The following is a 22,658-nucleotide window of genomic DNA, read 5'->3' on the forward strand; positions in this document are numbered from 1 at the left end:
TGGCGCCCACCGCAGGGGTTGCGCTAGCGTGTGCCAAAACGGACCAGAAAGCCCCCTTTCGGGGCGGTCTGGTTCTTGCTGAGGTCGTGCGACATGAAGATGGGATACGTACTGGGTGCTGCGGTGTTGGTCGCTGGCGGAGTCGCGCTCTACGGCGGCGGCGGATCGCGCGGGCCGAGCGCCGCGGCGGAGCCTCCGAAGCCGCTGCCGGCGGCTGCCGTCCCGGGCAACCCCGGTGAACCCGAAGAGACCACGCAGCTGATCGAAGGTCAGGTGCTCGAGACGATGGCCGCGTCCGGCTACACCTACGTGCGCATCGGCGCCACCGGCACCGAGGGCACGTGGGCTGCGGTCTCGGAGACGCCGCTCAAGGTCGGAGACCAGGTGCGCGTGCGCTCGCAGACGGTGATGACCGACTTCGAGAGCAAGACGCTGAACCGCAAGTTCCCCAGCATCCACTTCGGCACGCTCGACGACGGCAAGACCGCTGCCGGCGGCGGCGCTCTCCCGCCCGGACACCCGCAGGCCGGCGCCGGGACCGCCGCTGGCGCCGCAGCGCCGCCCGGGCATCCGACGGCCTCCGCCGCGCCCGCCGCGATCGAGGTGGGCAAGGTCGACAAAGCAGGGGGTCCGAACGGCCGCACGGTGGAGGAGATCTTCGCACAGAAGACCGAGCTCGCCGGCAAGAAGGTGCGCGTGCGCGGCGTCGTGGTGAAAGCGATGGGCGGCATCATGAACCGGACCTTCCTGCACCTGCGCGACGGCAGCGGCAGCGATCAGGCCAAGAACAACGACCTGACGGTGACCACGGTGGAGAACCCCCAAAAGGGGCAGACCGTGCTGCTCGAGGGCGTGCTGGTCTTGGACAAGGATCTGGGCGCTGGCTACAAGTACGACGCGTTGCTCGAAGACGCCGTCAGCGTGAAGTGAGCGCAACTGAAGGACGCACCGAGGAAACGGGCGCGCAAGGCGGCGATGCGCGGCGCGCGGCGACCGAGGTGCGGCGAGGTGCGGCGAGAGTAGCGCGCATGCGCGCGCGGAGACGGGCGTAGGCGCGCGGGCGCGGGCGAGCGCGCGGGCGCGGGCGAGCGCGCGCGGGCGCGGGCGAGCGCGCGGGCGCGGGCGAGCGCGCGGGCGAGGGCGACTGCGCGGGCGAGCGCGCGGGCGAGCGCGCGGGCGAGGGCGAGCGCGCGGGCGCGGGCGAGCGCGCGGGCGAGGGCCAGCGTGGGGCGCGGGCCAGCGTGTGGGCGCGGGCCAGCGTGTGGGCGCGGGCGAGCGCGCGGGCGCGGGCGAGTGCGACTGCGAGCGCGCAGGCGCGGCGAGCGCGCGGGCGCGGGCGACTGCGAGCGCGCGGGCGCGGGCGAGCGCGGGCGCGGCGCGGGCGCGGGCGAGCGCGTGGGCGAGCGCGTGGGCGCGGGCGCGGGCGCGGGCGAGCGCGTGGGCGAGCGCGTGGGCGCGGCGCGGGCGCGGGCGAGCGCGTGGGCGAGCGCGTGGGCGCGGGCGCGCGGCGCGGGCGAGCGCGTGGGCGCGGGCCAGCGCGTGGGCGCGGGCGCGGGCGCGGGCGAGCGCGTGGGCGCGGGCGCGGGCGAGCGCGTGGGCGAGCGCGTGGGCGCGGGCCAGCGCGTGGGCGTGGGCGAGCGCGTGGGCGCGGGCCAGCGCGTGGGCGTCAGGCGTGAGCGCGGGTGTGGGCGGCGGCGGCGCGCCAACGGCCTGCGCGCCGCTCAGGCGCGGCCACCCATCGCTTCCAGCAACTCGCGCGCGGTCATGACTTGGACCCCATGGCGCAGGAGGGAGCTGAAATGGCGGACGTTCTCGGTCACCACCGTTCGCGCGCCCGCCGCTCGGGCAATCTCCGCAATGTGAGCATCGTAGACTCGGCCGCCCGCGACACGCTCTTGCACGGCGAGACGGAAGAACGGCAGCCGCGCGTTGTGGGGGAGCTGGTGGATCTCGAACCGGCCGCAGATCTCTCCCTCGACCAGCCTGAGTGCGTCGGCTGGCGACAGCCGCAGCTCCTCGGGCAGCCGGGTCGAGACCGAATAGAACTCCAGGCAGCAATGCCACGCCGTGTGGGGGACAATCCGACGATCGGCCACGGCATCCAGGAGCCGCTGGGCAGGCGCGCCTCGAGCGCCCAGCTCGATCAGTCCGGCCAGGATGGTGCTCGTGTCGAAGAAGACCCTGGCTACCCGGGCCACCTGTTCCGCTCCTCTTCGATCAGTCGTGCGATGTCGACGTCGGGGAGCTTCGCCGCAGTCGGACGAGCAACGAGCCTCTTTCCGCTGCGCACGAGCTTCGGCGGAGAGACTCTGCGCACCAGCCGGATGGAAACGTCGTCTACCAAAACCTCGAGCTCGGTCCCCGGTCGGAGGTGCATCCGCGCCCGGGCCGCTGCCGGAATGACCACTCGGCCTGCCTTGTCGATGGTGGTTCGCATGGCATTCAAATACCAGATCGACGCCGGAACGGCCACCGGTCCGGTCCGAGAGGCACGAGCGTACGTGAGGTGCGCGATCTGGCTGGACCCGGGCGAGCAACGTCCCCCGCCGCGCTGAAGCCCACGCGCAGTCCACGACCGTCCGCGAGCGTTCGCTACCACTCGCGGACGTGCCCTCCGCGACGGAAGTTCCATCAGTTACTCCGTTCAGTGAGGTGGCGCCCACGTTGCACCCGAGCGCCGGAACGTCCAAGTCGGTGCTGATCGGATGGGGTCGGGCGCTACGCCGTGTCGAACTGGAACGTCGACGACCTGAAGCTCGTGAAGAAGAGCTGCAACTGAAGCGAGCGCCTCAGGGAACCGCGCCCGTGACCAGCCCATCCACGTGCGTGTCCGGGAACAGGAAGTTCAGCGACGAGTCCACGTTCTTGTGACACATCGAGCAGGTGTCGATCTTCGCGTGCGGCGGCGGCGGCGGCAGGCCGTGGCAGCCGCCGCAGGGGGCTTGCGTGCCGTCCACCTTGGTCCAGATCGGCGTGGTGACGGTGCCACCGGAGGGATCGCCGAACGGGAAGCTGGCGCCGTGGCAGTAGGTCTTCTCGCAGCCGCCGGTGGTGTAGACCGGTGCGGCCCCGCCCGTGGTCGCGACGCCGCTGAAGGTGAGCTCGGCGGGCGCGAGCGTGTCGGCGTGGCCCTTGTCGTCCCACTTGGCGGGCACGATGTGACACTCCGCGCACTGCACCTTGCGCGCGCGCCCGCTGCCGACCAGGTGCGCCTGGTGCGCGCCGACGCCGGGGAAAGTCGTGGCGGTGTTGCCCGCGACGTCCGTTGGCGGCGCAGCGCTCGTCGTGCTGCCGTGGCAGCCGCCGTTGCACTGCTCCGGGACGAGCACGTCCACCGTGCCGTCCACGTGCCGGGCCTTGTCCTTGATGCTCTTGTCGTCGTCGTTCACCACGGCGCCGTGGCAGCGCGAGCAGTCGGTCATCTGCGGGTGCGGCGCGGGAGGCGGCGCGCCGTGGCAGCCCGTGCAAGGCAGGCGACCGGCGTCGCTGGTCCACTGCGGCGAAGCCGCTGGCGCCGAAGGCGAGTGGCACCAGGCGTCGGCGCAGCGCCGGACCTTGCGATCCCAGACGGGGACTCGGTTGTCGCTGGCCGCGACGCCCTGCATGGCGACCTCCGCCGGCAGATCGGTGTCGCGGTGACCCGGATCGTTCTCGTTCTCCGGTACGGTGTGGCACTCGCTGCACTGGACGGGCCGGCTCGAGTCGCCGCCCGCCAGATGAACGCGGTGCGCGCCGACGCCCAGCGCCGTGACCAGGGTGTTGCCCGAGAGATCCTGCGGCGGCGCGGCCACGCCGTCGCTGCCGTGGCACGAGTCGCACTTGCCCTGCTCGCGCTGCACCGTGCCGTCCACGTGCAGCGCGGGGTTCACGAAGCCGCTCTCGCCGATCACGTCACCGTGACAGGTGTGGCACTTCGAGCTCTGCGGGTGCGGCGCCGGCGGCGGCAGACCGTGGCAGCTGCCGCAGGCCTCGTCCGAGCTGCGCGGCGAAGCCCAGGTCGCGTCCGAGCCGCGGTGACAGTAGGTGTCGCTGCAGCGCCGGTTCGCGGCGTCGTAGGCCGGCGAGCGTCCGCCGGTCTTCGCCAGCGTGCCGAACACCAGATCCTGGTCGCTGGTGCCGTCGGCGTGCCCGACGTCGGCGACCGCCTTGGGGACGACGTGACACTCGGTGCAGGCGATGGCGGCGTGGGTCTTGCCCGCGGTCAGGTGGATCTGGTGCGCGCCGACGCCGGGGAAGCTCGGATCGGTGTTGCCCTGGGTGTCGAGGGGCGGCGCCGCCCGCTCCAGCGCGCTGCCGGCCCGGTTGGGATCGCCGTGGCAGGCCGTGCAAGCGGTGTCCTTGTCGTTCGTCACGCCCTCGCGCTTGTCCTGACAACCCGGGGCCAGCGCCAGGGCCGCGGCCGCCGCGACCGCGAGCCAGAGGGGCAGCGAGCGGATGCGGTCAGTTCTCATGGCAGTACCTGCACATTGCCGCGGACTCGGAGCGCGCGCTCTTCCAGCCCTTGGGGTGAGGATTACCCCCGTAGGCTCCCACTTTATGGCACCGGATGCAGTTCGTGGCCGGACCCTGGTCGTGGCAGCCGGCGCAGGCCAGGATGTCGCGACGCGCGTCGCGGCCGTGGCCTTCGCCGTTCACCCACCCGGTCGGGTGGGGATTGCGCCCGTTCAGGCGTCCGCCGCTGACCCCCCGCTCCAGGTGGCAGGTGTCGCAGAAGCTGGGCTGGTGGCAGCGGGCGCAGCGGGCCGGCTGCGAGCGGACCTCGATGGCGTGGCGCGACAGGAAGTCGCCGCGGTGGACCAGGTTCCGCTCGATGGCCTCGGGCCGCCGCTTCTCGACCGACAGATCCTGCGTCACGTCGTGACAGTCGTCGCAGTGCTGCTGGATGTGGCACTGCTGGCACAGCTTCTGCTGCTGGCGCGCGGCTTGGCCGTGGTTCCGGTGGAAACCCGAGTCGTGGCGGGCGAACGACTGGGGGAGCAGGCGCTCCAGATCCTTGCGCACGTGGCACGGCGTGCACTGCGCGCGATCCCACTGCGCTCGGTGCTCGTGGCACTGGAAGCAGCGCTCCATGGCCGGGAACAGCGCCGACTCGCTCTGGGCCGCGCCGGCGTGGCAGGGGATGCACTGGCCCTTCACCTCGCGCATCTCCAGGTGCTTCTTGTGATCGAAGCGGATGGTGTACGCGATGGGGGCGGGCACATGGGTCGGCGGACGGACCGCCAGCATGTGCTCGTCGCCCGGCTTGTGACAGTTGGTGCAGAGCTTCTTGTCCGGGAAGGCCTGCTTGTTGTCCGTCGCCAACCGGTGGCAGGTGTTGCAAGTCAGGCAGTCCGGCAGCCCCGGCCCGCCGCAGGCGATGCCCGACAGGTGCTGTGAGTGCGGAAAGCGCGTGGGTGCGCGGTCCGCGCAGGCCACGACCAGCGCCACCACGCAGGCCAGCGCCAGCCACAGGGTCGAGGACCGGAGCACCCTCATTGCAGCCCCCCGGAGAAGTAGCGGAGCCGGAGCTGCGTCTGCGCGTCGGAGGCCGCGTATGGAGTGCGCGCGAACGACGAGCCCCAGAGCAGCGACAGGTCCCGAGCGAACTTCCACTCCAGCGTGCCGGCGTAGACGCTGGAGCTGTCGTATCCCCGGATCGGGTCGTCGTAGAGGTAGTGATAGGCCTCGACGGTGGCGAACAGGGGCAACGCGATGCGCTGGCGCCAGGCGTTGCGCAGGGCGCGGTAGCCGTTCTCCGGCGCGATCACGCGCGACACCGTCATGATGAGCACGGTGCGGTCGGTGCGTCCGGGCGTGATGCGCGCGCCGAGCTCGCCGCGCTGGCCCAGCTCGTCGTCGGCGTACAGCTGCACGAAGCCGGACCCAGTGACGCTGAGCTCGCGCCAGAGCTTGACCCGGAAGCTGCCGCCGCCTTCCTGGTAGGCATCCGTCGAGAACACGCTGAGCACGCTCTGGCGCGACAGGAACAGCGCCGGCTCCGCGTGCAGCACCTCGGCTTCCAGCTGGATCTCCGGGATCGGCACGTAGTGGCCCCAGGCCCGCGCGTCAGCGACGCGGGTCGCGTCCAGATCCATCACGCCGGTGCCGCCCAGGCTCACCTTCTTCGAGAGATCCCCGCGGGCATCGAGGCCCAGATTCCGGTGCCCGAGCTCACCGCGGTCGCGCTCTTCGTGCACGGAGGCGCCCACGTCCAGCCGGGGTGAGTCGTAGTAGACGCGGCCGCCGGCGACCCAGTGCTCGGCGCGGTTCGGCTCGGGTAGAGCGTCCACGTCCCGCGCCAGGGTGTCCACGGCGGAGCCGAGCTGGTGGTAGCCGGGGCGCGCCGCCCAGCGCGGCAGCACGGTGAGCCCCGCGTAGGCGTCGGCGCCGAGGCCCATCGGCAGGGTGCCGCCGGCGGAGAGCCCGTCGAAGCGCGAGTAGCGCGCGGCGCCGCCGGCCACGTGCTGGCGCCCGAGCCGCACCCAGCCGGGGCCGGCGCGGTAGCGCACGTTCGCGTTCTGCACGTCGCCGTCCATGCGCCGACCCGCGCCTGCTTCGCCGAAGGTCGCACTGCCCCAGACGTCGAGCTCGAGATCCAGGCTGTTCTTCTGCCCGAACGCATCCAGATCGTGGGCGCTGAGCGAGGCGTACTCCACGACCGGCGCCGCCACCTCTTCGCTGACGACCGCTCCGTAGGGACCCGGAAGCAGCGCGCGCTGGTAGAGCCGGAAGTGCGTCTCGCTGCGCACCAGGATCTCCGGCTCCAGCGCCGCGTCCTCGGGCTTGTCGGCCCGGGCGGGTGACGAGACGAGCACGCCGGCGGTGAGCAGAATGCTCCCCAACGCGCGGCGCGGTTTCATCCCGTCAATCGTGGGCCAAAACGCTCCGAAATTGGAATGAAAGAATTGCGTATTTTGGCCGCGGCGCAGCTTTTTCTGACCCTAGCGCGCGATCACCACATAGGTGCCCACGCCGTGTCGGCCACCGGGCCCGGAGCCGGCCCAGCCCTCGGGCACGACCGGGGTGGTCCAATCGAAGAGCCATTTGCCGTCGAGCGGCGACACGTTGACGCAGCCCGCGCTCATCGGCTCGCCGAAGTCCTCGTGCCAGTACGCCGTGTGCAGCGCGAAGGGCGCGTTGAAGTACTGCGTATAGGGCACGTCCGCGATCCAGAACTTGCGGTTCTCGCCGTACTCGGGGCTCATGGTCGTGGCGCGGTGCTTGAAGGTGACGCGGTACACGCCCAGCGGTGTGGTGCTCATCTTCACCGGGTCCTTGCCCTTCACGGGCACCCCGCCGGCGCCCGGCGAGGCCAAGGTCGCGTAGATCGCCCGCGTGTCTTCGTACGCGATCAGCGTGCCCTGCGTGATGCTGTGCAAGAGCCACTTCGACCCCGGCGCGACGCCGATCGGCAGCTGCTCGCGCTGCTTGATCACGGTCGCGTCGTCCTCCGCGACCCAGATCACGTCGCTGCCGGCGCGCTCGCGAGTCGCCAGGTAGCGCTTGCCCTTCACCAACAGGGGCGGCGCGGCCGCGTCGAGGCCGACGAAGCTCCGGGCCGCAAAGCTCGCGCCGGTGGGCTCGACGCCGTCACCCACGCGCTTGAGCTTGGCCCTGGGTTTCTGCCGGAAGAAGGCGATGGGCAGCTCCGCGTCTTTGCCGAGCTCCACGCCCCGGAACTTGCTCACGCGGAACGGTCGCACGCGATCCGCGGGCACCACCGTGCCGTCGGCGCTGAGCAGATAGGTGCGGCCCTCGTGCTCGAAGCTCGACGTGTACGCCAGCATCGAGCCGTGGGGGATCTGCCGGCGCAAAGCCTCGAGGGGTTTCTCTTCACCGGCGCCGCCGCCGCTGCTCAAGAACCACGGCAGCGCCCCGCCCGCGCCGATCGCGCGCTCTTCGGCCAACTTCTCGTGTCCGCGGTTGCCCCAGGACTGGGGCTTGAAGCTGCCAGCCTTGCCGAAGCTGCTCACCTCGCGCTCGACCTCGGTCCGCGTCGGCAAGCGCCGGTACATCGGCGCGCCGTTGGAAAGCGCGTACTCGAAGGGCATCAGGGTCGCGCGCGGGGCCGCCGCTTCCATCGCCCGGAGCCAGCGGCTGCCGCCGTCCAAGCTGGCGGTGCGGTCCGAGCACACCCAGCCGTAGGGCTCCACCGGGTAGTACTGCCCGCTGCAACCGGGTCCCTTGACCGGTGCCTCGGCGCGCAGCGGCAGCGACTGCCCGAGCCGGATGTAGCCGAGCGGGTTCTTGCTGCGCTGGGCCTCGGCGTAGACCCAGGTGGTCTGGCCTCGGCTCCAGATGCGCTTCGCGGGCTCGGGCTTCGGCGCCTGGGCGAGCGCCGGCGCGCACAGCGCAAGCACGACCAGGAGCGGAGCGACGCGGGTCACGCCCGCATCGTGTCCGAGGTCGGCGCGCTTGAAAAGCCTCGCGCGGCCCGGGCCTTGGCTGGCCGAGCTCCGGGGCCCCGCGGCGTGGCCAGCCCAGGGCCGCCAGAGTAGAGTCGCCCGCCCATGGCCTCCCGCAAGAAGAAGGTCGACGACGCGCCGGCTCCGCCGCCGGAGCGCGTGACGTCCCCGACCGCCGGCGGCGAGGACGAGCGCTTCGACCGCCTGTTCCGCCCCGACTCCCTCGAGGAGTTCATCGGCCAGGACAAGCACAAGAAGAACCTCCAGGTCTTCGTGGAAGCGGCCAAGCGTCGCCGCGAGCCCCTCGATCACATCCTCCTGTGTGGCCCGCCCGGCCTCGGCAAGACCACGCTGGCGCACATCCTGGCCAAGGAGATGGGCGTGAGCCTGTCTTTGACCAGCGGGCCCGCCGTGGAGCACCGCGGCGCACTGACCGGCATCCTGACCAGGCTCGAGCGTGGCGACGTGTTGTTCATCGACGAGATCCACCGGCTGAACGCGGCCGTCGAGGAGGCGCTCTACCCGGCGATCGAGGATTTCCGCATGGACGTCGTGACGGGCGACGGCGCCTTCGCCGACAGCTTTCCGCTCGATCTACGGCCCTTCACCCTGGTCGGCGCCACCACGCGTACGGGCCTCTTGACCAAGCCGCTGCAGGAGCGCTTCGGCGTGACCTTGCGCCTCGACTTCTACCCGGTCGCGGACCTGGAGCGCATCGTGCTGCGCAGCGCACGCCTGTTCGGGGTGCCCTGCACCGAGTCCGGAGCCCGCGCGCTGGCTCAGCGCTCGCGTGGCACGCCCCGCGTGGCCAACCGGCTGCTCCGACGCGCCCGCGACTTCGCGGAGGTGGAGGGCAGCGGGCAGATCGACGACCAGATCGTGAAGCTCACCTGCGAGCGCCTCGAGGTCGACGACGCCGGGCTCGACGAGATGGACCGGCGCCTGCTCAGCATCCTGATCGAGCACTACGAGGGCGGTCCGGTCGGCGTGGAGACCATCGCCGCGGCCCTGGCCGAGCCGCGGGACACCGTCGAGGACGTGTACGAGCCGTACCTCTTGCAGCAGGGTTTCCTCGGTCGCACCCCCCGCGGTCGCGTCGCGACCCGGAAGGCCTACGAGCACTTGGGCAAGGAGCTCGCGCCGCGCCCGGGACAGGGGAAGCTGTTCTGAGCTCGCGCGACGACACCCGCGCCGACGACGCCAGCGAGCATGGCAGCGAGATTGGCGGCGAGCGCGTCATCGAGCTCGAGCTCCGGAGCCTCGGGCAGCTCTTCAACTCCATCGACCCCGCGCCCTTCCCCGAGAAGGACCTCGACGACGACATCGACGCCTTCCTGGTCAGCTGGGCCAAGGAGTTTCCCGACTCCGCGCCGCTGAAGGTGATCATCCACCTGCGCGAGCTCCCCGCCGACACGCAGCCGGACGAGCTGGCCGAAGCCTCGCTCCACCACTACTTCACCTACCGCGCGGAGCTCGCGGACCGCGAGTTCCGCCAACTGCTCCGGCGCGGCCGCACCAGCTTGCTCATCGGCCTGGCCTTCCTGGGCGCGTGCGTCGGCGCGAGCCGTCTGCTCGCCAATTTCTCGACCACCCCGCTCGCGGCCATCGCCCAAGAGAGCCTGCTCATCGGCGGCTGGGTCGCGATGTGGCGCCCGCTCGAAATCCTGCTCTACGACTGGTGGCCGCTCAGGCGAAACCGCCACGTCTACCGGAAGCTCGCGAGGGCCCCGGTGGTGGTGGAGATCGCGCCGGGGTAGCTCCGCGCTCCAAGACTGCCACGCGATCAGAAGGCGTCCGCCCGCGGGGGCTCAGCTGCGCCGGGGCACGACGGCGATCTGTCGCGACAGCGCCACCAGCGTCCCGTGCTCGTCCCAGAGCTCGCCGTCTTCTTCGAGGTGGCCGCCGAACAGGAAGCGCGTGCGGAAGACGGCGCGAAGCCACTCACTCGCCGGGCGCGCGCGCACGTGGACCGTGAGCTCGAGGGTCGGCACCCAGCCGACGTCGATCACGTTGAACACCGGCGGCGGAAAGGCGTCGGCGAAGAGCGGCAGCGAGCGGCAGTCCGGCATGCGACCGTCGGCGAAGCGGATCCAACCGCGGATCTCGGCGTCGCCCGACTTCTCACCGTTCACCCAGCGCATGGTCTCCTCGGCCAGGCTCATCTCGAAGCGCTCGGTGATCGCGGGCCCGGCGGGGCGCGGTGGACGCGGCGCGTCCCGGGGCGGGACCACGGGCGGCTGCGCGCGAATGTGCGTCGGCCCCTCGGCGCGCGACAGATCGGCGAAGGTCGCGAGCATTCGGACGCGCTCGCTGCCGCCCTGCACCAGTCGCGCCGAGGCGGTCGAGTAGCTCTTGCCGACCTTGGCGACCTCGACCAACACGTCGAGGTCGCCCGGCTCGGCGGGTCGGAGGAAGTGCGCGGTCACGGTCACCGGATCGGGGTGCGGCAGGGCGCGCTCGAGGGCCGTCACCCCGAGGGCCATCACGTAACCGCCGTTCGGCACCGCGCCGATGCTCCAGCGATCGGAGACCCGAGCGCGGAACGAGCCGGGGGAGAGCTCGGTCATGCGCGTGTCGTCGTCGAGCTCGTACACGTCGGGCCGTCACGCTACTTGGCACGATTTCTGCGCGAGAACCCGGAAAAAACGCCGGTTGCTCGTTCCTTCCGGCTCGCGCATCCTAGTGGCATGCGGCGCCTCCTACTCGCTCTGTCGAGCGTGCTCGTCGTGGCTTGCAGCAACGTGCTGGGCTACGACGACATCCAGTTCGAGTCCGAGGACGGCGGCGCGGGCGCGCCGGGGGGCGGCGCCGGTGGTGGCTCGAGCGGCGGCGGCGCAGCTGGGGCCCCGCTCGGCGGCGCGGCGGGCGGCGGCGCGGTCGGTGGGGTTGCGGGCTCGAGCAGCGGTGGCAGCGGCGCGGTCGGCGGCGGCAGCGGCGGCGCCACCAGCGGCGGGGGAGGCGGCACGCCGAGCGGCGGCGGCACGACGAGTGGCGGTGGCACCGGCTCCGGCGGCGCGCCGAGCGGCGGGGGCGGCACCAGCAGCGGCGGCAGCGGCGGCGGCGCCACCGGAGTGTGCGCGCGCTGGAAGGCGGATCGGGCGGACATGAGCGAGGGCACCTGGAGCGGCAGCGTCGCGAGCTGCAACGCCGGCGACATCAGCGCGAACGGCCGCGCCAACGCCCTCAAGATCGTGAACCTGTACCGCTTCCTGACCGGCATGCCCGAGGTCACGAACAGCGCGAGCATGGACGCGAGCGCGCAGGCCTGTGCGCTGATGATGGACGCCAACAACTCGCTGTCGCACACGCCGCCGTCGAGCTGGCAGTGCTACACGGCCACCGGCGCCGGCTCCGCGGGCAAGAGCAACATCGCCACCACCCCTGGGGTCGCGGCCGTCGATCTCTACATGGCCGATCCGGGCAACTCGACCACCATCGGCCACCGCCGCTGGATCCTCTCCAACTCGCTCGGGCCCATCGGCCTCGGCACGACGAACACCTACTCGTGCATGCAGGTCATCGGCGGCAGCGGCAGCGCCGGCAAGCCCTTCGTGGCCTTCCCGCCCGGCGGTGAGGTGCCCATCCAGATGTTCACCGCGTCGTACACCTCCCTGGACTCGACGGGCTGGACCATCCAGAGCGACAGCATCAGCCTGAGCGGAGCGCAGGTCACGGTGACCGACGCGGGCGCCGCGAAGCCGGTGACGGTGACGCAGCTCCAGAGTGGCTATGGCTCGACCCACGCCATCCGCTTCAATCCCCAGGGCTGGACGACCCAGGCCGGCCACACCTATTCGGTCAGCGTCAGCGGCACGAGCCAGCCGATCAGCTACGAAGTCAAGGTCGTGAGCTGTAACTAGCCTCGCGAAAGCTGACCAATATCGGTAGGTTCTCGCGGTGGACGGGAGCGGAGATCCGTCGGCTTGCCCGGCCTGGTTGGGGCTGGGATAATCCCGGGACCGTCGGCACGCCGCCTAACGGCTCGAAACCGAGGGGTTTTTCGTCACGAGCACGCAGAGCAAAGCGCTGGGAAAGTATCGGCTGATCGCCCGACTGGGTCAGGGCGGCATGGCCGAGGTGTTTCTCGCGGCCGTGGCCGGACCAGCGGGCTTCAACAAGCTCCTGGTGGTCAAGCTGATGAAGCCGGAGCTGCTCGAGGAGCCCGAGCACAAGGCGATGTTCCTCGACGAGGGCAAGCTCGCCGCCCGCCTGAACCACCCGAACATCGTCCAGACCCACGAGGTCCAGATCGAGGGTGAGCAGTACTTCATGGCGATGGAGTACCTGGACGGGCAGCCCCTCCACCGCATCCTGCGCCGCGCGCACAAGACCCAGAGCTACCTGCCCCTGCACTGGCACTTGCACGTCCTGTGCGAGGTCCTGGGCGGTCTCGAGTACGCCCACGAGCTCAAGGACTACGACGGCACGCCGCTCAAGCTCGTGCACCGCGACGTGACCCCCCACAACGTCTTCGTGACCTACACCGGCCAGGTCAAGCTGTGTGATTTCGGCATCGCGAAGAGCCTGGTCTCGTCGGTCGAGACGCGGGCCGGGATCTTGCGGGGCAAGGTCGCTTACATGGCGCCGGAGCAGGTGCTCGGGGCCAAGATCGATCACCGCGCCGACCTGTTCTCCGTGGGCGTCATGCTCTGGGAGTCGGTCACCGGGGCGCGGATCTGGGACGGCTACGCCGAGATCCAGATCATGCAGGCGCTCAGTCAGGGTGAAGTGCCGCGGATCCGCGACGTCGACCCGAAGGTCGATCCGGAGCTCGAGGGCATCGTGAACCGCGCGCTCGCCGTGCGCCCTGAAGACCGCTACCAGACGGCCCACGATTTCCGCCGCGCGCTCGAGAGCTTCCTGTTCAGCCACACCGCGCGCGTCGATCCGCGGGCCGTGGGCGAGTTCATCGCCAAGCAGTTCGAGAAGGAGCGGGCCGGCCTGCAGTCGGTGATCCAGGAGCAGCTCACCGGTCCCCACCAGGCCCCGACCCCGCTCGACTCGCTGCCGCCGGCGGGCGGCCAGAGCGCCGACTCGAACCCCTCGCGCTCCGCCCGCGGCCAGTACTTGATGGGCTCGCAGCCCTCCGCAGTGGGCACCTCCGGCGGGAACATGCAGCTCGGCGGCAGCCGCACCATTCCCTCGGTGGAGGTTCAGGCGTTTCGGCCGCGGCGCACCTTCGCGGCCGCCGTCGGCGTCGCCGCTGCGCTGTTCGTGTTCTTGATCGTCGCAGGCACCGTGCTCGTGATGAGGACATCTGGCTCGGAGGAAGCACAAACCTCCGACGTGGAGCCGATCCGGGCCATCGGCGCGAGCGAGCCGAGCGAGCCCGGGCCCACCGCGGCCCCCACCGCCGACCAGGTGAAGATCCGGGTCAGCGTCACGCCAGAGTCCGCCAAGCTCACGCTCGACGGCAAGGCGATCAAGGACATCCCCTACGTCGACCTGGTGCCCCGCGACGGCCAGGAGCACACGTTGCGCGCCGAAGCGCCGGGCTACGAGCCCGAGAGCCGAGTGGTGAAGTTCGACCGGGAGCTGAACGAGGCCATCGTGCTCAGGAAGAGCACCGCCGGCAACGTGCGCGGCCCGGTCGCGCCGCCCCCGCCACCCAAGCCCGAGGAGCCGGAGATCAAGATCAAGAAGAAGCCGCCCTCGACCCAGCTCGATCCGGACGATCCATGGAAGTGAGCCGTCGTTTCGCGCAGGCCCTCGCGCTCGCCGCCGCGTGCTTCGTATTGCTCGCCCCCGGCGTCGGGCACGCCGAGACCGCGCCCAAGCCGGAAGAGCAGGCCGAGGCGCGGACCCGCTACAAGAAGGGGCTCGAGCTCTACGAGGAGGGCGCGTTCGACGCGGCGCTGACGGAGCTCCAGCGCGCCTACGACCTGGCTCCCTCCTACAAGATCCTCTACAACGTCGCGCTGGTCTACTTGCAGCTGAACGACTACGCAGGCGCGCTCCGCAACTTCAAGAAGTACCTGGACGACGGCGGCAAGAAGATCGACCAGAAGCGACGCGCGGAGATCGACAAGGAGATCCAGAAGCTCCAGGCCCGCGTCGCCAGCATCGAGCTCAGCGTCAACGTCGAAGGCGCCGAGGTCTCGGTGGACGATCTCGACGTGGGCGAGACCCCGCTGGACGCTCCGCTGATCGTCAACGCGGGGAAGCGCAAGATCTCGGTGCAGAAGAGCGGCTACGCGACGGTGACGAAGGTGGTGGTGGTCGCCGGCGGTGACAAGAAGCAGCTGTCGCTCGAGCTCCGCACGGGCTCGACGCCGGCGCAGCCCGCGGCCAAAGGCGCCGGGACCCCGCCCTCGGGCAAGCCCGACCAGCCCAAGCCCAAAGACGAGCCGCGCCGCAAGATCCCCTGGCTCTGGTGGGGCGTGACCGGTGGGCTCGCTGCCGGCACTACCGTGGCCGGCGTGCTCACGCTCGGCGCTCAGAAGGACCTCGACGACAAGAAGCAGCACCCCTCCGGCAAGGACACGCTCGACGATGCCGCGACCAAGACGCGCACGCTCGCGATCGTGACCGACGTGCTCCTGGTGGGGACGATCGCCGCCGGGGGCTACGCCTCGTACCTCACCTTCATCAAGAAGCCCGAGGACCCGAAGCAGGACAAGGCGGCCGACAAGCGCGAGGTCTGGCTGGGCGTCGGGCCCACCAGCGTGAGCTTCGCCGGCACGTTCTGACGCGGGCTTCGATCGAGTCCGAGCTAGTTGCAGTTCGTTCGCGCGCCGTCGACCTGCTCGGTGATCGAGTTGTAGAACTGGCCGCTCGAGGCGAACTTGCCCGTGCCGTCGATGCACCACACATCCACGTCCGCCGGCGCCTCGCCCTTGGTCACGTCGAAGTCGAGGGGACCCGAGACGCCGTCGTAGTCGATCTTGCCGTCTGGCAGGAGCAGCGCGCCGAACGCCGTGTTGACCTGGTTGGGCCCCGCCTGGATCGGCTCACCGCCGATGCTGCGCGCAAGGCCCTGGTTCATCAGCGCGCCGGTCGGAGCGGCTTCGCTGGTCGCGACCAGCGAGTAAGCTGCCAGGTAGGCGGCGTCGTAGGCGTGCTCCGCGTAGGTGCCCGGATCTTGGTTCTGGTAGAATGCCTTGTAGCGGCTCTTGAACGCCTGGTACTGCGCGGTCGCGCGCCCCGGCGCCGTGCCGAAGACGCGCTGGCGGAGCGCCGCGTTCGGGGCGGTCGAGTCGAGCAGCTGCTGGATCTTCCCGCCGTCGCTGAACACGTAGTAGCGCTTCAGTGCGTTCGCGTCGTCCTTGAGCGTCGCGAATAGGCTCGTCACCGTCTCCGTGGTGCCGACCAGGAGCACGATCTGCGGATTTTCGCTCAGGACCGCGCTCACGGTGCTGGCGAAGTCCGTGGTGTCGGGCTTGTAGTCGATGCGCAGGAAGTTGTCGCCGTTGTCGTTCGCGGGCTTGCCGTTGAACTCGATGAGGCCGCTCGCCGCGTTGGCCAGGCCCGTGCCGTAGGCGTCGCCGAGCACGGTCATCGCGACCTTGATCGGCGTCGTGGCCGGGATGCTCTGCTCGGTGCGAAGCTCCTGCTCGAGCTCCGACACCAGCTTCGCGATGGGGATCGCCTGCAAGGCGTCGCTCGGGCAGGTGCGCCAGACCAGACCTTGGTCGTTCAAGTCGGTGATGGCGGGGCTGGTGGCCGAGAACGACATCAGGAGCGAGCCCGCGGGGATGGTCACCTTGGTGGAAATGTCCAAGGTGACGCTGCTGAAGGCCGGGCCGATGATCAGCGGCGCGCGCACGTCCTTGGCCAGGTGGCTCGCCACCCTCTGGGGATCGTTCGCGTCGTCGCAGGCCACCACGGCGACCCGACGTCGCTGGGTGCTGTCCTTGACCGGCAAGCCCACCGCGCTCTGCTCCAGCTCGTTCAACGCGAGCTTCACGCCCTGCCAGGCGGGGACGCCGCTCGAGACGTCGGCGCCCGAGAGCGGCCCGATGAACCCGAGCACGACGGTCTGATCCTCGGCCAGCGCGTCGAGCGGCACTACCTCCTGACACTCCGGCGTCGTGAGCTGCACGCAGATGCGCCCGGGGCGCCGGCAGATGGCCGGCGCGCCGCCGAAGCGCCCGCTGCACTCCTGGTTCGACGTACAGTCACCAAGCGTGCACACGCCCGCGGAGCACACCGAGTCGGCGAACTCCCCACCCTTGCTCGCGCAGTCGGCGGTGGTCTTGCACTGCACTACGTCGGTGTCGACGATCGCGTTGCAGGAGCTGGTGGCGGTCCCGAAGGCGAGCCCGAGGGTCGCGGCGAGCCCTGCGTAGAGTGTGTGCGTGCGGCGCATCCCCGATTGCGGAGAACGGTAGCACGAGTTCCCCGCCGCCCTAAATCCGGGCCGTCTGCCCGGCGCGGAGAGCGGCCACGTCCAGGCCGAGCAGCCGCGCAGCGTTCTCGTGCAGCACCTTGGGCCGGAGCGCCTCGCGGCCGACCGTGGCGATCAGGAGCTTCGCGAGCGGAATGGCCTGGTGATAGAAGGGCCAGTCGCTTCCGAACAGGACGCGGTCGGTGTCGGCGTTGTCCAGGATTCTTCGGACGTTGGTCAGCGATTGACTCGAGATCTCCAGGTACACGTTCGGGTAGCGGCGGGCGATCTCGAGCGCCTGCTCCATCTGTAGCGCGCCAGAGTGCCCCAGCACGAAGGTGGTGTCGGGGTTCCGTTCGATGGGCTGGAAGTAGTGGCGCACCTGCGAGAGCCTCCGGCCGAGGCGCGTCTCGATGCCCACCGGCCCGCAATGGAAGAGCACCGGCAGCCGGTACCTCGCGCAGAGCGCGTACAGCTTCATGGCGCGCCGATCACCGGGGAGCACGGTCTGCACCGCGGGGTGGACCTTGATGCCGCGGGCGCCGAGCGCGACCTGGCGCCGAAGCTCGCGCTCCATGTTGGGCCGGTAGGGGTGCACCGAGCCGAAGACGACCAAGTCCTCATGACCCTTCGCGGCCTCGAGCCACTCTCCCGCGTTGTCGCTCAGCACGGGAAAGTCGATGGCGAGGAGCACCGAGCGCACCACCCCGAGCCCTCGCATCTCGCGCTCGAGGTTGGGGATGGTGTGGGTCCGGCGCATGCCCCCGGCGCTCAGGCTGCCGAGCGCGAGATCCCGCTCGAGGCGCTTCAGATCTTCGGGCGAGAAATTCCGGTTCGCGTACACGTCGAGGTCGAGCCGGCGCTCGACCGGCAGGTAGTGCTCGGTGACGGCGTGCTCGCGCCGGAGGTCGAGGCGCTGCGGCAAGACGTAGGCGAGCGCCAGGTGCGTGTGGACGTCCACCAGAGGCCCGATGCTCCGATCGGCGAGGAAGAGCCGGTCGCCACGGCGTTCGAACCAGGGCAGCCGGGCGAGGTCGAGGGTGCTCTCGAAGCGAGTCGGGAAATCCGCCATCGGCATGGAAGGCTAGTCTCGATCTTGCCATGATCAGATCACGATCATAGGGAGTGACGAAAACCCACGGAGACTGCCGGCGCGGCCGGCGGATGCCTCGTCGTCCCCGTGGGATGAGTCGCGAATTTCTCGCAGGTGACGCCTCTCGGACAACCTCGACGCAACGCTGCCGCGGCGGGCTTTTCGCGGGCGTGAAAGTGCTCGAGTCGAGGCTAGTCGCTCCCGCGGCGCGGTGCTAACCGAGCCGAATGACCACCGAGATCGAGCGCGGGCGCGAGGCACTGCTCGCGTGGGAAGCGCAGAAGCCGGCCAACTACTTCAGCTGGGACCAGAACCTGTCGCGGGTGCTGGCGTTGCGCCTCGGCAGGGAGCGTCTCCGGGAGGAAGAAGCGCGGCTCTCGCAGGCGGGAGAGGCCGTTGGGACCCGCTTGCGCCACCTGGCCGTCGAGACCAACCACGATCCGAACCTGCCTCGCCTCGAGCGCTTCGACGGGCTCGGCGTGCGGCACGAACGCGTCGTGTTCCACCCGAGCTACCACGAGGCGGGCCGCTTGATCTGGCAGACCGGCGTGCTCAGCGACTACGCGAGGCCCGGCAACGAGACCTTGCAGATGGCCCTCCTCTACCTGTTCGCTCAGGTCGGCGAAGCCGGCCACCTGTGCCCGCTCGCCTGCACCGCGGGCATCATCAAGAGCATCCAGCAGCTCGGCACCGAGGAGCAGAAGAAGAAGTACCTGCCGGGCCTGTTCGAGCGCGACTACGACAAGCGCATCCACGCCTCGCAGTTCTTGACCGAGGTGCAAGGCGGCTCCGACGTCGGATTGAACGCGGTGGTCGCGCGGGCCGAGGACGGCGGTTACCGCCTGTACGGCGAGAAGTGGTTCTGCAGCGTGATCGACGCGCAGCTGTTCCTGATGACGGCGCGCCCAGAAGGTGCACCCGCGGGCACGCGGGGCCTCGGGCTGTTCATCGTGCCGCGAAACGTGGATGGACAGACCAATCGCTTCACGGTGCGGCGACTGAAGCAGAAGCTCGGCACCCGCGCCATGGCCAGCGGCGAGGCGGATTTCGAGGGGGCATGGGCCGAGCCCATCGGCCCGCTGGACCGCGGCTTCAAGAACGTGGTCTCCATCGTGCTGAACACGTCGCGCCTGTACAACGCCGTATGCTGCTCCGGCGCCATCACCGGCGCCTACCGCGAGGCCGCGACCTACGCCCAGCACCGGCGCGCGTTCGGCGAGGCCATCGCCAGCTTCCCGCTGGTGGGCCAGGCCCTGGCGGAGCTCCGCGCCGAGGCCCTGGCGTCGATCTCCGGGTGCCTGCGCATCGCCGCGCAGGCCGACCGCATGCTGGTCCACGGCGCGAGCGACGAGGAGAAGCTCGCCTGGCGGGTGGCGGTGAACGTCAACAAGTACTGGACCGCGGTGCGCAACACGCAGTCGGCGCAGCGCGCCATCGAGGTGCTGGGCGGCAACGGCACCATCGAGACTTTCTCGCCGGTGGTGCAGCTCTACCGCGACGCGATGGTGCTCGAGAGCTGGGAGGGCACGCACAACGTGCTGGTGCAGCAGGTGCTCAAGGACTCGGCCCGCTACGGCGCTCACCTCGCCTTCCAGAAGGAGCTCGGGGAGGCGCTGAAGCAGGTGGCGCTGCCGGCGGAAGACCGCCCGCTCGTGGCGCGCGCCGAGCAAGGCCTCGCCGCGCTCGGCCGCGGCTTCGACCGGCTGGCAGCCGGCGAGGGGGATCAGCGTTTCGGACGCGTGCTGGTGGACCAGGCGGCGGTGCTGCTGCAGGTCGTCGGCATGCTCGAGGAGCTCTCGGCCGAGCCCTCCGACGCCCAGAAGCGAGCGGCAATCGCTGTCACCCAAGAGCGATTCCTGAAGACCGAGCTCCAGCCGGCGGGCGCGCTTCCCGCGGCTCTGCTGGGCCCGCCCGGGCTCTGACTGCTGACCCTCAGCGCACCGGCGGCATTAGCGCGCGGCGCACCACGAACGCGACGTCGTCGTTCATCTGCGTCGGGTAGAGCCGCGTCTCCGGGTGCGCCGAGGCCCAGACGCGGAACACCTCGTCCGCGAAGCTCTGGCTCACCCACTCCACGCCGGAGAAGTCCATGCCCACCTCGCTCAGGCGCTCGAGCCCCGAGAGGACTCGACGCGCTTCCGCCCGCGACGTGAGGCGTGAGCCGACCGAGAACAGGCGCAGCGCGAGCTTGGTGCGTGCGAAGGCGTGATCGAGCGTGACCGCCTCGAGCGCGTCGCGCACCCGCTGCTTGGTGTCCAGGCCCACGCTGGCGCGGGCTCGGGTACCCGGCCGTGCCTTGGCGACGCCGAACCCGCTCTGCCCGCCCTCGTCGAGCCACAGGGAGAGGGAGTTGGCCTCGAGCTCGAAGCGCCTGGCCGTCTTCGCCACGAACCACAGCGACTCGCCGCGGTGTCGCGCGGGATCGCAGGCGACCGGCCCCTTTGCGAGGGCGAGCAACGCCTCCAGGCTCGACGCCAGCCGGAGGGCGCGACGGACGCTCTCGAACACGCCGACCCCGGCGTCCTCCACCTCGACGTCCACGCGCGTCGGACCGAGCTCCACCAGCACCCGCAGCTCCGCGCTCGCCGCGTGGGTGATGGCGTTGTCGGCGAGCTCGATCAGGGCGTGCTCGAGCAGCTCCCTTGCGGGTCCCCGCACGAGCCCGAGGGCGGGCAGCGCCGAGGACAGCGCTCGGTAGACGCCGGGTGCGTCCGCGTCGGCCGTGGAGAAGCGCAGCTCCGCTCGCTGACGCGGCGGCAGGTAGCGCGCGCCACGTCCGCCGCCCTCCCGGACCAGCGCGCCTTCGCCGACCAGGCGCCGGAGCTGTCGATGCGCTGCCTGCCGGCTCACCCGGCCCGCGCGCGCCAGCTCGCCGGAGCTGAGCGACGGGTGCTCGGCGAGCAGCTCGAGCGCGAGCTTGCGCGTGGCCATCCTGCCGATCGTGACCCGGGCCAGGTCGAAGGTAAACTTCCGAACGTAAACCTCGAGCCCAGAACGGCGCCCGAAATGTAAACCCAGAACCCTGAGCATCGGCGTCTTTTTGCGCTGCTTCTCGCTGAGCCTGCTCATCGGTGCAGCGGTCAGCGAGTCGGCCAGGGTTCTCACTCGCGGCTACGATGTGCGTCTCATGAAGGTCCGGGCCACCGCGGTGGCTGCCGAGCGCGCCAACGCCATCGGCAGCGTCGAGCTCGAGTGCACGCCGCACGGGCTCTCGGTCGCCTACCTGGGCGTCGGCGCCTTCAGTGAAGGCTATGCGCCCGGCGCCCTGACCATGGGCACGCGGATCACCGTGCCCTGGGCCAAGGTGCAAGAAGCGCGGGTCGAAGGCGACCAGCTGTTCTTTGCCTTCGACCCGGAGCTGACGCCGCACCATCGCATGGTGCTCACGGCGTTCTCGACCGGCGACTACGCGCACCACCGCGAGGCGTTCAAGCAGCGCCTCGTAGTCTGGATCGGTGCGGGCGCGGCGGCGCTGGTCGTGGCCATGCTCTCGGCGCTCACGCTGCCGCGCTTCGCCCCACGGGCGGGCGCGGGCGCGGCGATGGCGATCGGCGGGCTCGCGGCGCTGGCCATCTTGGGCGTGGGCCTGCTGGCCGATCGGCAGCTCGGCCGCGCCGGCGTGGAGGGCGACGCGGCCCGCGAGGCGTTCGCCATGGAGCTGTCGCGCTACCTGCCCGCGCTGGTGCGCCTGAAACAGAAGCCCGCGCCGGCCGAGAAGCCCTTCACGCTGCCCTCGTTCGAGGGCTGGCTGCCACGCACCACCGCCGCCGTGGTGATCACGCTCACGGCGTGTCTCTTGGGAGCCGTGCTCACCGCGCGCTGGTTGCTGGCGCCGGCGCGTGAGGCCCGCGACTTGGCCGTGCTCGCCACCGGAGAGCCCCAGCGCCCGGAGCCGCAGCTCGAGGAGCCCAAGAACATGGCGCCGCCCTCCCCCGCTCCGGCGCCTCCGCCGAGCGCGGAGCCAGCTCAGCCCTCCGCACCGGGCACCACGCTGGAGGGCCGCTGCAGCTGCACGCGCTCGAGCTCGCTCCTGTGGAGCACGCCGATTCCCAAGCTCGGAGTGCTGGTGCTCGCGCGCAAGCTGGTGAGCGGGCCGGTGCGTAGCCGCCTCGAAATCGACATCGCCGCGGTCAACAACGGCGACCAGGAGCTGCGCGAGATCGCCATGAGCATGACGTTCTACGAGCAAGATCCGCCGCCCTCGAACAAGCGCTACCCGGTCGCGAATCGCGCGGTCTACTTCGAGGGACCGCTCGGCCCGGGGCAGGCCATCAAGTGGAACGTCGAGGCTCGAGGCACGGCCTTCGAGGTGGATCGCCCGCTGCACGGCGAGCTCGGCCCGACGGGTGACGGCGCGGCACCCACCAACATGATCGCGGACCTGTTGAACGCGAACCACCGACCGGTGCGCCTGCACGGCGCCATGCTGCTCGGCTACCTGGGCGACCCGCGCGCCAAGGAGGCCGCCCTGAAGCTCAAGGAGGCGATGCGCGACGACGAGCAGCCCTACCTGGACCGCCTGGTGCGAGCGCTCTCCGAGGTGAGGACGTGTAATCTGCGCGTTACCGGGGACGGCGCGGAGCGCGCGGTCGAAGCCTGCGTCTTCAACGCCGGCAACGAGACCCGGGACAAGCTCGGGCTCCGCGTGCGCGGCCTGGACGCCGCGGTGAACCCGAGCGAGCCCACCGAGCGACCGCCGAACGTGGTGGCCGAGGCGACCTTCGCGCTCGGCGGCGAGCTGCCGGCCCAAGCCGGGGTCACCGCCCGCGCCAAGCTCGACGTGTCGAAGGCCAGCGCTCCGCCGGTGGCGTTCGAGGCGTTCGCGGACCGTGAGGATCTCTTGCCCTGACCTGGG

General features: G+C 70.8%; 18 protein-coding genes. 8 read left to right on the forward strand and 10 right to left on the reverse strand.

Annotation, left to right across the window (positions count from 1 at the left end):
• The first annotated feature begins 93 nt into the window (after positions 1-93).
• The gene (locus HS104_24625) at positions 94-930 is read left to right on the forward strand and encodes a nucleotide-binding protein (GenBank protein MBE7483145.1); all 837 of its coding nucleotides are present in this window, start codon (positions 94-96) and stop codon (positions 928-930) included.
• A 791-nt stretch (positions 931-1,721) separates the two neighbouring features.
• On the opposite strand, the gene HS104_24630 is transcribed toward HS104_24625, so the two are convergent.
• The 6 genes from HS104_24630 to HS104_24655 form a co-directional block, all read right to left on the reverse strand.
• Entirely contained in the window at positions 1,722-2,198 is a 477-nt protein-coding gene (locus HS104_24630) for a PIN domain-containing protein (GenBank protein ID MBE7483146.1), read from the reverse strand.
• Complete coding sequence (locus tag HS104_24635; protein ID MBE7483147.1) at positions 2,186-2,437, reverse strand: AbrB/MazE/SpoVT family DNA-binding domain-containing protein; 252 nt, start codon at positions 2,435-2,437, stop codon at positions 2,186-2,188. Before HS104_24635 ends, HS104_24630 begins: the two co-directional genes overlap by 13 nt.
• Before the next feature lie 352 nt (positions 2,438-2,789).
• Entirely contained in the window at positions 2,790-4,451 is a 1,662-nt protein-coding gene (locus tag HS104_24640; protein MBE7483148.1) for a hypothetical protein, read from the reverse strand.
• Positions 4,441-5,475 carry a hypothetical protein gene (locus HS104_24645; protein ID MBE7483149.1) on the reverse strand — a complete coding sequence of 345 codons (1,035 nt, stop codon included), beginning with the start codon at positions 5,473-5,475 and terminating at the stop codon, positions 4,441-4,443. The genes HS104_24640 and HS104_24645 overlap by 11 nt, the downstream gene beginning before the upstream one ends.
• Positions 5,472-6,839 carry a hypothetical protein gene (locus HS104_24650; GenBank protein ID MBE7483150.1) on the reverse strand — a complete coding sequence of 456 codons (1,368 nt, stop codon included), beginning with the start codon at positions 6,837-6,839 and terminating at the stop codon, positions 5,472-5,474. The genes HS104_24645 and HS104_24650 overlap by 4 nt, the downstream gene beginning before the upstream one ends.
• A gap of 81 nt (positions 6,840-6,920) precedes the next feature.
• Positions 6,921-8,366, reverse strand: coding sequence for a L,D-transpeptidase (locus tag HS104_24655; GenBank protein ID MBE7483151.1), 1,446 nt, complete (start codon positions 8,364-8,366; stop codon positions 6,921-6,923).
• A gap of 123 nt (positions 8,367-8,489) precedes the next feature.
• Between HS104_24655 and ruvB the strand changes: the two genes are divergently transcribed.
• Positions 8,490-9,554, forward strand: coding sequence for a Holliday junction branch migration DNA helicase RuvB (ruvB, locus tag HS104_24660; protein MBE7483152.1), 1,065 nt, complete (start codon positions 8,490-8,492; stop codon positions 9,552-9,554).
• Positions 9,555-9,604: 50 nt separating this feature from the next.
• Positions 9,605-10,141 carry a hypothetical protein gene (locus HS104_24665; protein MBE7483153.1) on the forward strand — a complete coding sequence of 179 codons (537 nt, stop codon included), beginning with the start codon at positions 9,605-9,607 and terminating at the stop codon, positions 10,139-10,141.
• 51 nt (positions 10,142-10,192) lie between these two features.
• Here the strand turns inward: HS104_24665 and HS104_24670 are convergent, their stop codons facing one another.
• Positions 10,193-10,978, reverse strand: coding sequence for a thioesterase family protein (locus HS104_24670; protein ID MBE7483154.1), 786 nt, complete (start codon positions 10,976-10,978; stop codon positions 10,193-10,195).
• A gap of 93 nt (positions 10,979-11,071) precedes the next feature.
• Here HS104_24670 and HS104_24675 point away from each other — a divergent pair, with 93 nt between their 5' ends.
• The 3 genes from HS104_24675 to HS104_24685 all read left to right on the forward strand — a co-directional run bounded on the left by HS104_24675 (position 11,072) and on the right by HS104_24685 (position 15,073).
• Positions 11,072-12,244 (forward strand): CAP domain-containing protein, encoded by a 1,173-nt coding sequence (locus HS104_24675; GenBank protein ID MBE7483155.1) that lies wholly within the window; start codon positions 11,072-11,074, stop codon positions 12,242-12,244.
• A 208-nt stretch (positions 12,245-12,452) separates the two neighbouring features.
• A complete protein-coding gene (locus HS104_24680; protein ID MBE7483156.1) occupies positions 12,453-14,072 on the forward strand; it encodes a serine/threonine protein kinase in 1,620 nt (539 codons plus the stop codon).
• Positions 14,069-15,073 carry a PEGA domain-containing protein gene (locus tag HS104_24685; protein MBE7483157.1) on the forward strand — a complete coding sequence of 335 codons (1,005 nt, stop codon included), beginning with the start codon at positions 14,069-14,071 and terminating at the stop codon, positions 15,071-15,073. The genes HS104_24680 and HS104_24685 overlap by 4 nt, the downstream gene beginning before the upstream one ends.
• Before the next feature lie 23 nt (positions 15,074-15,096).
• On the opposite strand, the gene HS104_24690 is transcribed toward HS104_24685, so the two are convergent.
• Together HS104_24690 and HS104_24695 are read right to left on the reverse strand one after the other, a co-directional pair.
• Positions 15,097-16,692, reverse strand: a complete 1,596-nt coding sequence (locus HS104_24690) for an ABC transporter substrate-binding protein (GenBank protein ID MBE7483158.1) — start codon at positions 16,690-16,692, stop codon at positions 15,097-15,099.
• Between the two features lie 40 nt (positions 16,693-16,732).
• A complete protein-coding gene (locus HS104_24695; protein ID MBE7483159.1) occupies positions 16,733-17,782 on the reverse strand; it encodes an amidohydrolase in 1,050 nt (349 codons plus the stop codon).
• A gap of 248 nt (positions 17,783-18,030) precedes the next feature.
• Between HS104_24695 and HS104_24700 the strand changes: the two genes are divergently transcribed.
• Positions 18,031-19,725, forward strand: coding sequence for an acyl-CoA dehydrogenase family protein (locus HS104_24700; protein ID MBE7483160.1), 1,695 nt, complete (start codon positions 18,031-18,033; stop codon positions 19,723-19,725).
• A 10-nt stretch (positions 19,726-19,735) separates the two neighbouring features.
• Here the strand turns inward: HS104_24700 and HS104_24705 are convergent, their stop codons facing one another.
• Positions 19,736-20,734 carry a DUF4325 domain-containing protein gene (locus tag HS104_24705; GenBank protein MBE7483161.1) on the reverse strand — a complete coding sequence of 333 codons (999 nt, stop codon included), beginning with the start codon at positions 20,732-20,734 and terminating at the stop codon, positions 19,736-19,738.
• A gap of 196 nt (positions 20,735-20,930) precedes the next feature.
• Here HS104_24705 and HS104_24710 point away from each other — a divergent pair, with 196 nt between their 5' ends.
• Complete coding sequence (locus HS104_24710; GenBank protein ID MBE7483162.1) at positions 20,931-22,652, forward strand: hypothetical protein; 1,722 nt, start codon at positions 20,931-20,933, stop codon at positions 22,650-22,652.
• Positions 22,653-22,658: the final 6 nt, after the last annotated feature.

This window comes from Polyangiaceae bacterium (assembly GCA_015075635.1).
Classification (GTDB): domain Bacteria; phylum Myxococcota_A; class Polyangia; order Polyangiales; family Polyangiaceae; genus JADJKB01.